We start from the raw sequence: 13470 nt of genomic DNA on the forward strand, positions 1-13470 counted from the left end.
ACCCAGAAGACTCAGGTAATAAGAACTAGATTCCAGCGTCACGCGCTGGAATGACACCGTCATAAACTGCTAGGCCTTCATAATGTCATTCCAGTCCTCATAGTGTTTATCCCGGCCTTCATAATTTCATCCCAGTGTCCTCTTTCTCTTATCATCCCAGTACTTGATACTGGGATCCAGATGCATGGCTAATGCTGAAACCAATACTCCCTTTTCTTGTCATACGAGTACTGGGACCCAGAAGACTCAGGTAATAAGAACTAGATTCCAGCGCCACGCGCTGGAATGACACCGTCATAAACTGCTAGGTCTTCATAATATCATTCCAGTACTGGGATCCAACTAAATTGGTGAACACTTTACAGCATTTTTGATAGAAAGAACTAGATGCCAGTGTCAAGCACTGACCATTTTTTCCTTAAGTTTTTGCAGCTTGCGTTCTATTACAAAACCACCGTGGTACTAACGAGTGGCAAAATGGTAGCGAATCTAAACTAAAAAGAATACATTTTTACACTGCTTGAAAGTCTACTCGATTCAATTTTAAAAACAATTATTGAAACAATTATAATATACTTTGTGCGTGGTTAAGATAGCTCTGGAATAGTATAAAGAACTATGTCATCATTGAAGAGAAATTCATCTGTTGTTTTGTACTCTTTATTAATTTTATAAGAATCATAAACATCGTAATCTGCTTTTGTATGGTAATCACAATATTGAAACTTACCCTCTTTATTGAAAGAGCCAAATTGATCAATTAATGTAGCCATTTTCTTACCTTTTCCACTTTTTGTTAATTCAAATACATCAGCTGGGCAGTGGCCTGAAGAATCTTGATTAGTAGTTCCTTTTGCAATAAAAAAAGATGGTTTATCGTTAAGCAACTTGCAGAAATTTGGCTTATATCCCTTTTTCATATAGTTTAAACTTGTATACTGGTATTCATCTGGAACATTTGAGTATTGAGAATCATACTTTTTATGTTCAAAAAACTCATTACCTAAGAAATTACAAAACGTTAATTGATAATCATCATTACTACTGGACTTGACTACTTTAAGATAATGAAAGTCTCTAGGAATTTTTATCTCTTCTTCTGTAACGTGATTATGTATGACCAATTGGTCATCAAGCATGCAGTAACCTATTTTTGGTAAAGTAGCTACAAGCTTACCGTTTAACATGATATCTGCTTGATAGATATTATCCGATAATTCTTTTCCCTTTTGCAAAGTAAAATTCTGCCCTGCCTTAGCTGGTGCACTGCATTGCTCAGTTTTAGTTAAGTTTTTTATTATTGTTGATATCTCACTAATTTCTAATATATCATGTTCATTTTTTGTGTATTGATACTTATAGCAACTACCATCTTCACATACTGGAAGACATTTTCCTTCTTCATCTGATATATAGATATAATCACCTTCTATTGTAAAATAAAGTCCACCTTTTTCTTCTTGAATTTTTTGTAGTACTGGGTCATTTTCATCGTTAAAATTGATAAAATTGAGCATTCCAATAAAATTATTTCCATCATCATCACTCATTATGAGTTCAATAACAAAATTATTACTGTCTTTTATGTACTTACGTGAAATTAACGCTTCTTCTACTAATTTAAGCTGTTTTATAATATTATCTTGATTCTCGCCTATGATAGCTTTTTGTTCTATAATAAAGTCCGTGCCATTTAATTTCAGAGGTGAGTTGTTTGTAAATAAAACTATCTCATCACCCTGCTCCTTTAACTTTAAATCATTAATATTCCCTACTTCAACTGTACCAATATGTGAAGAAACAGTATTAACATTACCATTTTCCTTTACTATGTAATATCTTACTATTACCCACAAATATAAATGGACATAAAAATAAAGTATTACAACATTAAAGTTTGCAAACATTGAGGGTAAAAAATGGCAAACAGGAATAATGAATGGGCTGAAAATGAATTTGGAGATGCTGTACTTGGAGATAAAAGGTTAACTGACCGATTAGTAAATATTGCTGATAGTTTTACAAGTTTACCTGAAAGCTCAATCAATCAGGCGTGTGGAAGTTGGTCAGAAGCAAAAGCAGCATATCGTTTTTTTCAAAATGAGAACGTGAAAGAAGGCGATATTCTAGCTTCACACGTTGCTAAAACAGTTGAAAGAACAAAAGCCCATAAAAAAATTTTTGTGATCCAAGATACAAGTTATATTTCATACACAGACCATGAAAAAACAAGTGGATTGGGAGTTATTACAAGAAAACATAGTCAAGGTATTATAATGCATACAGCTCTAGCTGTTAGTATAGAAGGTTTGGTACTAGGGATACTAGATCAAAAAATTTATTCAAGACCTGAAGAATCTGAAAACATAAAAAAAAAGAACAATGACAGTATCCGCATTGAAGATAAAGAGAGTATAAAATGGTTAGAAACTTTAAGCAACACAAACAACATTATTGATTCAACTCAAACTGAGACTATAACTATATGCGATAGAGAAGCAGATATATATGAGTTTTTTGAGCTTGCACATAATCTTAATTCGGCAGTGTTAGTTAGAGCTTCCAAAGATAGGGCAGTAAATAGAAAATCTCGATATCCTGAAAAAGGTGAGCAGAAGTTATGGGAATTTATTAAATCCTCTCATTGTGCAGGTACGGTAAAAGTTGAAGTTCCTGCAAAAGATAATAAGCCAAAAAGAACAGCACATTTGGAAGTTAGATTCGGAAAGTTTATTATGCATCCATCTAAGAATAGTATTAGGCATAAGAAAGAAGAATTACTTAAATTACCACACTATGCAGTTTACGTTGTTGAAAAAGACTTTCCTTCTGAAACAAGTCCGCTAGAGTGGATGCTTTTAACAAATCTTCCAGTCAATACCTTTGATGAAGCTGTTGAAAAAGTTAGGTGGTATTGTCTTAGATGGAAAATAGAAATATTACATAAAATTTTAAAATCTGGTCTCAAAGTTGAAGAATGTAGGCTTGGAACAGCAGAAAGGTTGATGCGATATTTAACAGTAATGAGTATTATTGCTTGGAGAATTTTCTTTATTACAACAATTGCAAGAACTGATCCAACATTACCGTGTACTACCTTATTAGCCGAAGAAGAATGGAAAGTTCTATATGTAAAAATACATAGAAAACCATGTTCAAATGCAACTCCTACTATAAAAGAAGCTGTTTCATGGGTTGCTCAACTTGGAGGACATTTGGCTAGAAAAAATGATCTAGAACCAGGACCCATTACTATTTGGAAAGGATGGAGACGTCTCTTTGATCTAGCAGAAGGATGGCGACTTGCTCACGAACTTTATATTTGTGGGTAATAGTAAGATGTAATATGCAGTGGGAAGTTTAATCAATTTTTTATAAAGCGGATTTTTATCGTCTATTTTAAATATATGTTTTTCCATGATATTACCTTAAATAACCAATAACTTGCTGATTAATGGTACTGAGGCTACTAGGAGGAGCAACATAACTCATAAAACTCCTTGGCTGCTCATTATCTGCCACTATTTTTTCAGTATTAACGAAAGCTCTTTTCTGCTCATTTAATCTTTTTTCCATATTATCTTTAAAAATAGCCAAACATTTACCGGTTTGTTTGTAATTAGGGAATGATTTTTTCGCAGTTACACACAAGAACTTCAACAACTCGTTATGATTTTCATCATTAAGTAATGACTTATTGATAATGGTTGACTGCAGTTCCATTGGATCAAAATTTAGACTTCTCTTTGAAATGCCACATTTCACAGCTGTTGCTCCTAATACTTCTTCAAATTGTATTACAATCAACTATGTTTTTTAAAAATTTTTTTATTTGTGTAATTTTGCAAATTATATGGGTAATAAAAACCCGCTTGTCATAGAAATAGGATCCTATATCAAACAGCTACCACAGCAATTTTTACTTAAGCCAATGAATATGTGAATAAGTACTTTAAGTCTGTGTGAACGTACTTATTCACAATATTCATTTCAGTTACTGCTGTGTAAATTTTTAAATATGCAAATTAAATTCTTCTTTAAGTCTTGTATTAGCAATTACTATAATTTTGCGCATTAGTGCTGTTATAGCCACCATCTTCTTCTTACCACTTTCAACAAGCTTAGAATAAAATGCACCAAGTACAGATTTGGACTTTGCGGCAGCCATAGCAGCTGTAAAGAGCTTTGAACGAACGTTACTTCTACCACCTGTAATCCTTCGGTAACCAACAGCTTTACCACTTTCTTTTGGATGCGGTGCAACTCCGGCAAGACTTGCTACTTCTTTTCTGTTTAAGTAACCAAGCTCTGGCATTAAACACAAAAAATCTTGTGATAACTTTTTACCTATTCCAGGAACTGTTTTAAGGATTTTTTGGCGTTGTTGTAATTCGCAGCTTTCATCAATAATCTTTTGTATGGTATTATTGAGTTCGTTTATTTGACTATTGAAAAACTCAATGGTCTTTTGACAGCTTTCTTTTATATGATCATTTTCCGGTGCCTCTAGTCTGCATTTTTCTTGAGCTCTCATTTGCGTAATGTCATCACGACGTTGACAAAGTGCAGTCAAGGTTGATTGTTCTGTAGAGGTAGGTACAAATAAAGAGAGAGTTCTATGGCGTTCAAATCCATATTGAGCAAGAGCTCTTGCATCTGATCTATCAGACTTTGCTAAAGTTCCGTGAGATAAAATAAAGCTTTTTACTTTACGAGTATTAGCTCGATGCACAGCAATATTTTTGTCGGTAAGAAAATGTGATAAGCCAAGTTCATATTTCCCTGTATTTTCTAAAGTCACTAAAGAATTAGGTAGAATATCTGAAAACTCTTGAAACAATTGTTGCCAACCAGAAGCATTATTATCAAATTCGACAGCATTCTTCTGTTTGTGAATTGCGACGACATTTTTAAATTTTCCGATATCAATGCCAATAAAATTTTGATAAGATGTAACCATAATAAACCTCGATAGTTTTAGTGAATTTAAGATTGTAAGCGGGTGCATATATATGTCCCAAACAACTATTCAAACGTATCGAGAGATAGGGCTAGTGTACCTTGATACCGACGGTTGTAATACCAATTTCTTCTCGGTTGCACATGCCCGTGATAGCCCTATTCCTAGTGAGCAGGGTTATCTTTCTCTCTTATCTCTTTTATATCACGTTTTTAACTTACAATCTCCTCTCTCACCTTTTAGACCTTGAGAACCAGGCTCACCTTTCCAACCCCTTGGCCCACTCGTTCCACTTTCACCTCGCACACCTCTATCACCCTTTATACCTTTTGTTCCATCTATACCTGGCTTACCCTGAGAACCAGATTCTCCCTTGTTGCCTTTTGGACCCAAATGGCCTGGTTCACCTTTAGGACCACGTGCTCCAGTGCTACCTACAGAACCTTCTGGACCAGGAAAACCTCGGTCACCCTTATCACCTCTGGAACCTTGTTTACCGTGGAACCCCGGTTCACCGGGTGCACCGGTATAACCTAGTTCGCCCTTTTGTCCTGGAGGACCTTGTATACCTTGAGGAGCAGGCTCTCCATCGAAGCCTCTATCACCTTTTTGTCCCCTTTCACCTGGCTCACCTTTAGGACCTTGTACACCAGTACGTTCTAATCTGTCTATTCTGCGTTTTAAAAGTTCAATTTCTGTTTCTAAATTTATATGTTCTTGAATATTCACATCAACCTCCAAAAAGTTATCGAAATTTTCTAAGTTATAATAATAAGGATATGGACCTGGTCTATTGTCGTTCTCATACCCAAAAGAATTAGGGTTAAAATTATAAAAATTTTTGCATGTGCTATTTTCATACGATATGCAACCAACATAACTATTGCCTAACTTTTTTACTGCGAAATAGGTATCTTGTGCTTTCAAGCTCTCCATTTCATGAAAAGGGAATAGCTGGAATATATTGTCTATACGAGTAAATGCTGAAAGGATATTATTCAATATGCCAACTTTTCCACCAGTTAAATTATATACCTGAGCGCTCCTATATAATTTGTATATATTTCTTGATTCTTTAAACAAATAGTCTCCTATTTTTATTTTGAGTCTTTTATCAGGTGAACTTTTAAGATCTTCCAAAATAAGACTGACATTTTTGCTACTAATTATGTCTTTTGGATCTATTAAAACCTTCCTGTTTTCTAGCAGTTCATAATAAATACTACAGCTTTCACGATTATATGCGTTAACATAGAAACCATCTGTGTAACCATGAGGTATACGATCAATAGTATCTATCATAGTATTTTTGCCATCATAGTAATAATAATAAGGTTGATCAGAGGTAGTAACTAAAGCGAATTTGTAATCATTTCCTACCCTTTCTAGCTTTAATTGTGGCCATTCAGATAAGTCGTTTAGTATACTTGCCACGTCATGCTTCAAATCCCAAATTTGAAAGTGCAGACCAATATTGTTGTCGATGATAATGTAAGATACACTAGGCAGGCTAAATGTTGTTTTGTTATTTAATCTTATTTGTGCAGGTACCCTACGACCAATTCTATTATTACAATCGTTTTGTGGAATATCTTCTTTTTCTAGTTTAAAACGCATCTCCACCTCCCTTTGCGATTAGATATAGTTAATTTATGGGTATTAATTATTGATTAATAATGATGATAAGTAAATATGATTATGCTTTATACTAATTTAGTTATAAACTAATTTGTGAAAGAAAGTTATTTTTTTACAACTGAGCATAAAAATGCTTTATATTATCGAATTTCTTACCACTCCAGCTCTTTCATCTTATAGATGATGATGTTCCAGTGCTTGATACTGAAATCTAGTTCTTCCATAATCTCGTTGGAAACGTTTTCAGTATAGGGATAAATTTTATTAATCTACAGAAAAGCCCTCACCCTTAGGGTAAAGAAGCTAGTTAAATTTGTCAAGCAATTTTTTCATGACCAGCTAGATAAATAGCTACTTCTTCAATTTGATTGAAGTAAAAAACTGGTTTCCATTGCGGTAAATAAGTAACATTACTGAATCTTTGCCGTCTTTCTTTACTGCTGAATCAATTTGTTTTTGAAAATCATTAGTATTTTCAATATCGATTCCATCTAGTTGAATAATTATATCACCTTTCTTAATAACCGTAGTGTAGAATTACTACTACTGTCTACACTAGTAACTACTACACCCTTTGTGGGTGCATTTTTTTTTAGTTCTTTTGGCAAATTTGAAACGGTTAAACCACTTATATAACTAGATGTTGATTTATTTTCTTCTTGATTATTACCTGAATCATCATTTGTAGATTCCTCGATTGCAACCTTGATATTGACTTCTTTACCTTTTCTAAGTAACTTAACCTGTACTTTCTTTCCGGGCTCAGTTCGTGAAACCATATGAGGTAATTGCGTCATTCTATCAATTTTTTTGCCGTCAAACTCTAATAGTATATCACCTACTTTGATTCCTCCTTTCTCTGCAGGACTGCCCTTTACTACGCTTGCAACTAATGCACCTTTGATATCTTTTAAACTCAAGGATTCAGCAAATTCTTTTGTTATAGGCTGAACTTGCACGCCAAGCCAACCATGTTTTATTTTTTTACCACTTTTTAATGTGTCAATAATTGAAATAGCTAGATTAGATGGTATAGCAAAGCCTATACCCACGTTACCGCCAGACTCAGATGGGGAATAAATAGCAGTATTAATACCTATAACTTTTCCATTTAGATGAAATAGTGGTCCCCCTGAGTTACCTCTATTAATTGCAGCATCAGTTTGAATAAATTCATTCATAGTACCAATACTAATGTCTCTAGATCTTGCAGACACAATTCCTGTACTTACAGAGCCACCCAAACCAAAAGGGTTGCCTATTGCAATAACTGTATCACCAACTCTTGCTTTATCAGAATTACCAAATTCAACAAAAGGAAGATCTTTATCAGAATTAATCTTAAGCACAGCAAGATCAGTTTTTGCATCATAGCCTAAAACTTCTGCTTTGAAATAAGTATTATCGTTCATAGTAACTGTAATATCTTGGGCATTTTTAATAACGTGATAGTTGGTTACTATGGTTCCACTTTTATCTATAATAAATCCAGACCCAAGTAACGTCACTTCTCTATTAATGCTAGGAGCTCTATCGAAAAATTGATCAAAATGCTCGAAAAATTCTCTAAAGTCATCAAAGAAATTATTTCTTGGCGTAAAGGGAATTTTAGTTCTACTGTTATTTTCTTGCTTAACTATTTGCTCACTTGAAATATTTACAACTGCGGGAATAAGTTCTTCCACTATATCAGCAAGCCCTTTATTACAACTACATACAGGATCTGCAACTGTTTTTGCAAACAGATTAGCATATGAAGAAAATGAAATTAAAAAATATGCAAATATAGATAAAATAAATGCTTTACTTTTCATAAACTATTTCCATCCCTTGTTCAAAATATCTAAGAAATTATTATTTGGTGAAAGCACAAATTTAGTATTACCCTCAGCAAATGATTTACTGTAAGCTTTCATAGAGCGATAAAAGTTAAAAAACTCTTCATCAACCTTGAATGCCTCATTATAGATTCTAGTTGCTTCAGCATAACCACGGCCTCTTATTTCATGTGATTCTTTTACTGCACTAGAGACAATTCCCCTTTTTAATTTATCAGCTTTTGATCTAATTTCTTGTCCAGCTTGTTCTCCTTCTGCTCTAATTTCTTTTGCTTCCTTTTCTCTTTCAGTTTGCATGCGGCGGAATATTGCAGAACTATTTTCTTCTGGTAGATCTGCTCTCTTAATTCTTACATCTATTATCTCTATGCCAAATTTTCCAGCTTCAGAATAAACTCCACGTTGAATTAATTGCATAACTTCTGATCTCTTTTCATTCAACAAACTAATTAATGAAAATCTTCCTATATTCTCCCTTATGTGAGCTTCTATGACAGGATATAATCTTCTAACTAGCCCTGATTCATTTTTCACAGTTTGATAAAAAGTAATAGGATCTATTATTTTATATTTTGCATAAGCATCTACTATAATACGCTTTTGATCTGCAGTTATCACTTCCCTTGGAGTTTTATCAGGACTTAAATCTAAAATTCTCTTATCAAGAAATTCTACGTTATTTATAAATGGCAATTTAAAATATAAACCACTGTCCCTAACATCTTTTACGACTTTACCGAGTTGTATAACTATTGCTTGTTTTGTTTCTTGAACAACGAAGATTGAATTAGATAAGGCAATCAATAATACAACAAATATAAAAGCAAAAACAATTTTTATATTACTACTCATGGCTATTTTCCTAAATTTGTAAGAGGTAAATAAGAGAACATACCTTTCAGATCGTCTGTTATAACAAACTTATCTACCTTGCTGAAAATATTTTCCATAGTTTCAAGATAAATACGATTCTTAACAAGAGAAGGATTTTGTCTATATTCTTCGTAAAGAGATAAAAAGCGATTTGCATTACCTTTTGCTTCATTTATTATTTCATTCTCGTATGCTTCTGCATCTAATTTTATCTTTATTGCTTCACCTTTTGCACGAGGTATAATATCATTACTGTAAGCGTATGCTTCGTTTATGGTACGCTCCTTATCTGCGCGAGCACTTTGTACATCCCTAAATGAGCTAATCACCTTTTCTGGTGGATCGATTTTTTTCATTTGAACGGATAAAATCTCTATACCCATTTGATATCCATCAAGAATCTGTTGCAATAAAATTATAGTATCTCTGGAAATTTCAGCTCTGCCTTGACCTTCGAGTGCAAAAGAGATCGTATTCTTACCTATTATTTCTCTCATAGCACTTTCAGCAGCATTTTTAACGCTAAAACCAGGTTTATAATCCCGCACTTTGAATAAATAATCTTTAGCATCCCTGACTCTCCATTGGACCTCAAAGTTAACGTTGACTATGTTCTCATCTCCGGTAAGCATCACTCCTTCACCACGATCTGTATCTCGCCCATAAGAGCTGCTTATCCCAATTTCTTCACGATTTACTTCTTTAACATTTACTTTAAAAACCTTACCAATAGGGTAGGGAAAGTGATAACGCAAACCAGATGTTTCTGTATTGGAATATTTGCCAAAAGTAAGTTCTATACCTTCCTCACTCGGATGGACAATATAGAAACCAGTACAAAGATAAAACAACAAAACAATAAAAATGATGAAATAAGGTTTTTTCCCTCTATTTCTGGTTAAGCCATTAAAAAAGCATCTTATATCAGACACAGCTTTACTTAAAATATCTTCATTACTTGAACCTGACGGTTTCTTTCCAAGATTCCAAGGATTACGCTCATCCATAAAAATTATTAATTGTATAACTAATACGCTGATATTACTTAATCTTATCAAAAAATGCAAAACTATTTTGTTTGCAGATTAATGATCGGAGTGAAGGATGTGATCATACACTTCCTTTTTCTCTATATGATATGGTCAATTCTACAGAATTTCTGGCTTTTTTTGAATTCTTTATTGTCGTTTTTGATAAGTATCTTTAGTTGTATATTAATTATTAACATAAAAGACAATGCCTGGGATTTAGGAAACTTAATTTTAATCAAGTAGCTGCATAATAAATCATCGTCAAGTAATAGAATGACATTATCTACTATACAAATTACCTGCAAATTGCAATGTTCGAACAATTGTGTATCTGAGTTTTGAGATGACGAAACTAGGGTTGTATAATCTATACACATTTGTGACAATTTCTTACCTTCGCTCAAATAACTTTTCAATATCGCTTAATTTCATTTCTATATAGGTTGGTCTTCCGTGATTGCATTGTCCAGAATATGGTGTTTTTTCTATTTGCCTCAACAACTCATTCATCTCCTCTAATTTCATCTTTCTACCTGCTCTAATTGATCCATGACAAGCAATTGTAGCTAGTATTTTATTTATTTTATCCTCTATAGGTAGAGTATCTTCTATTTCTATTAATCTATCCACTATATCAATTAGCATTTTCTTCACATCTATTGACCCTAAGATTGCAGGTATTTCTTTTACTATGATCGCATTTTCTGATTTAATTTCGATATCAAAGCCCATTTCGAAAAGCTTATCTTTATAAACTTCTATCATTTCCATACCGGCTTGACTTTTGATTTCAACCATTTCAGGCAAAAGAAGTTTTTGTCTTTTTATACTTGATTTCTCCTTTAAGCACTGGTATACTAGTCTTTCATGGGCTGCATGCTGATCTACTATAATTAGTTTGTCTCTTACCTCGGCAATAATATAAGTATTGTAGATTTGACAGTGTGCAAACCCAAGTGGATAGTCCCTTATTAGATCGGTTTGTTTCCTTTCCAAAATTGTAGTTTCTGCTCGTGGAGGAGATTTTTGCATACCAGTATAATCAAACGATTTTGAATGTTCTGATAAGCTTTTTGTCTCTATATTTGGAGAAGTAAATTCTCTCATTAACTGGTTTTCAAAAGGATCCGACCTTCTTCCATAAAATTCATTTTTAAGACTAGACCTACTAAAAGGATCTGATGATAGATGATTCGTTGTTGTTCCATTCTGGGCCAATACAGTTTCTGCAAGATCTATTCTCTTTGATAGCACTTTTATTAGCCCTCTTCTCACTATTTCATATATTAGCCTCTTGTTCTGAAACCTTACCTCTGATTTATTTGGATGCACATTTACATCAACTTGATCATACGGTATCTCTAAGTGCAGCGCTGCAAAAGGATATCTATTGCTTGGAATAAGGTCGTGATACGCATAACGAATTGCACCAATAAGTAGATTATCTTTAATTGGTCTACCATTAACAAATGTATAGATCTGAGTTGAATTGCTACGATTGACAGTAGGTTTACAGATGTATCCTGTAAGTCTAATGCCATCTTCTTCTTCACTAATTTGCAAAGAGTTTTCATGAAATTCTTCTTCTACTTCGCATAGCCTGCTAAATAATGAGGTTTGCTTAGCATACTTAAGAAGCTTCTTATTATCGGAGATAAGAGTAAACTCAATTCCATAATTGATCATTGCTAAGTTGTTTACAATATCAACAATGCTTTGTGTTTCTGCCCTTTCGGTTTTGAGAAATTTTAGTCTATTTGGTGTGGCAAAAAATAAATCTCGTACTTCAATATATGTTCCTATCGATAAAGGATAAGGAACAAGCTCTCCTATTTTTTCTCCCCCCTCATACCTTATAGACCATGCTTGATCTGCTTTGCTTGCCTTAGATGATAATTTTATTCTGCTTATTGCTGCAATTGAAGGCAAAGCTTCTCCTCTAAAGCCAAGATGCTTGATCTCTATCAATTCACTGTCACTCAATTTTGAAGTAGCATGGCGCATAAACGCAAGTTCTAAATCATCCTTTTTTACTCCGCTACCATCATCGATTACAGTAATGAGGTTACGCCCACCACTTTCTATCTTAATTTCTATCTCTGAGCTTCTGGCATCTATTGCATTTTCCACTAATTCCTTTACCACACTTGCAGGCCTTTCTATTACCTCTCCTGCTGCTATACGATTTATGGTTTTTGTATCTAAAAGAACTATTGCCATTATAATGTTGGTTTTTCTTTTACTGCTTTAGTTTGCCCCTCTCTCCATTTTTTTAATCTATCTGCAATTTCACTATTAGAAATCGACAATATAGATGCAGCAGTAATAGCGGCATTGCATGCTCCACTCTCTCCTATAGACATTGTTGCAACTGGAACACCTTTTGGCATCTGCACTATAGATAATAGACTATCTAGCCCATTTAATTGCTTGCTATGCACAGGAATACCGATAACAGGTAAATAAGTAAGCGATGCAGTCATACCAGGTAAATGAGCCGCTCCTCCTGCACCAGCTATAATAACCTTAAAGCCTTTTTCTTGAGCAGACTTAGTAAAATTAAAGAGTCTCTCTGGTGTTCTGTGTGCGGATATTATAAATACATCATGTGAAATTTCCAATTCTTTTAATAGGTTAATAGCATGCACCATAGTGCCATAATCCGACTCGCTTCCCATAATTACAGCAACATCCTTTTTCATTTTTTCTGTATTAGACATGATTTTATTTACTAACCAAATAGTATTTCAGAAGCAACAGATATTTAAATTAAATTACGAATATGATATAGCATTCTTATTAAATAGAAACTTTAAAAATTGAAATGAATCCCTATATTAAAATATAGAGGTATAAATTTCGGATATAAGGGTCTATTCATAATCTTTTTAGAAGCAAAGCGGTGGAAGCAAGAAGACGATTTGTAAGCTAGTATTGAATTTTGCTTATCACAATTGTCTACACTTTTCTATAAGAGTATTAGAGACTTACCTTTTGACAATACGGCAAAGATTTCTACAGTTACATCCTTTTATTTGTTTCTTTGCAATTACTTTTTTATATATGTTTCAAAACACTTTCTTTACTTTCGCTATGTTTTTTACTTCATTTATTAAAATAATCTTGCCAT

9 protein-coding genes and 1 pseudogene are annotated in these 13470 nt (G+C 33.5%); 1 reads left to right on the top strand and 9 read right to left on the bottom strand.

All coding sequences use genetic code 11. From position 1 onward, the window contains the following. Positions 1-587 precede the first annotated feature (587 nt). On the bottom strand, positions 588-1907 hold the full coding sequence (locus tag ABWU56_RS01105) for a hypothetical protein (RefSeq protein WP_353281623.1): 1320 nt from the start codon (positions 1905-1907) through the stop codon (positions 588-590). Between the two features lie 12 nt (positions 1908-1919). Here ABWU56_RS01105 and ABWU56_RS01110 point away from each other — a divergent pair, with 12 nt between their 5' ends. Beyond that, complete coding sequence (locus ABWU56_RS01110) at positions 1920-3332, top strand: IS4-like element ISWosp2 family transposase (protein WP_264686125.1); 1413 nt, start codon at positions 1920-1922, stop codon at positions 3330-3332. Positions 3333-3423: 91 nt separating this feature from the next. Here ABWU56_RS01110 and ABWU56_RS01115 read toward each other — a convergent pair whose 3' ends face one another. The 8 genes and pseudogenes from ABWU56_RS01115 to purE form a co-directional block, all read right to left on the bottom strand. Continuing rightward, positions 3424-3807 carry a hypothetical protein gene (locus ABWU56_RS01115; protein ID WP_353281624.1) on the bottom strand — a complete coding sequence of 128 codons (384 nt, stop codon included), beginning with the start codon at positions 3805-3807 and terminating at the stop codon, positions 3424-3426. Between the two features lie 205 nt (positions 3808-4012). Next, positions 4013-4960: an IS110 family transposase gene (locus ABWU56_RS01120; protein ID WP_253307293.1), complete on the bottom strand. Its 948-nt coding sequence runs from the start codon at positions 4958-4960 to the stop codon at positions 4013-4015. Positions 4961-5164: 204 nt separating this feature from the next. After that, positions 5165-6577, bottom strand: a complete 1413-nt coding sequence (locus ABWU56_RS01125) for a hypothetical protein (protein ID WP_353281625.1) — start codon at positions 6575-6577, stop codon at positions 5165-5167. 372 nt (positions 6578-6949) lie between these two features. Further along, positions 6950-8412: pseudogene (locus ABWU56_RS01130) on the bottom strand (DegQ family serine endoprotease). 3 nt (positions 8413-8415) lie between these two features. Next, entirely contained in the window at positions 8416-9288 is an 873-nt protein-coding gene (gene hflC, locus ABWU56_RS01135; RefSeq protein WP_010407101.1) for a protease modulator HflC, read from the bottom strand. Between the two features lie 2 nt (positions 9289-9290). Beyond that, positions 9291-10316: an FtsH protease activity modulator HflK gene (gene hflK, locus ABWU56_RS01140; protein ID WP_264375971.1), complete on the bottom strand. Its 1026-nt coding sequence runs from the start codon at positions 10314-10316 to the stop codon at positions 9291-9293. Positions 10317-10730: 414 nt separating this feature from the next. After that, a complete protein-coding gene (mutL, locus tag ABWU56_RS01145; RefSeq protein ID WP_353281626.1) occupies positions 10731-12560 on the bottom strand; it encodes a DNA mismatch repair endonuclease MutL in 1830 nt (609 codons plus the stop codon). Beyond that, on the bottom strand, positions 12560-13060 hold the full coding sequence (gene purE / locus ABWU56_RS01150; RefSeq protein WP_007302433.1) for a 5-(carboxyamino)imidazole ribonucleotide mutase: 501 nt from the start codon (positions 13058-13060) through the stop codon (positions 12560-12562). The genes mutL and purE overlap by 1 nt, the downstream gene beginning before the upstream one ends. Positions 13061-13470: the final 410 nt, after the last annotated feature.

This window comes from Wolbachia endosymbiont (group B) of Horisme vitalbata (genome assembly GCF_964028625.1).
Lineage (GTDB): Bacteria > Pseudomonadota > Alphaproteobacteria > Rickettsiales > Anaplasmataceae > Wolbachia.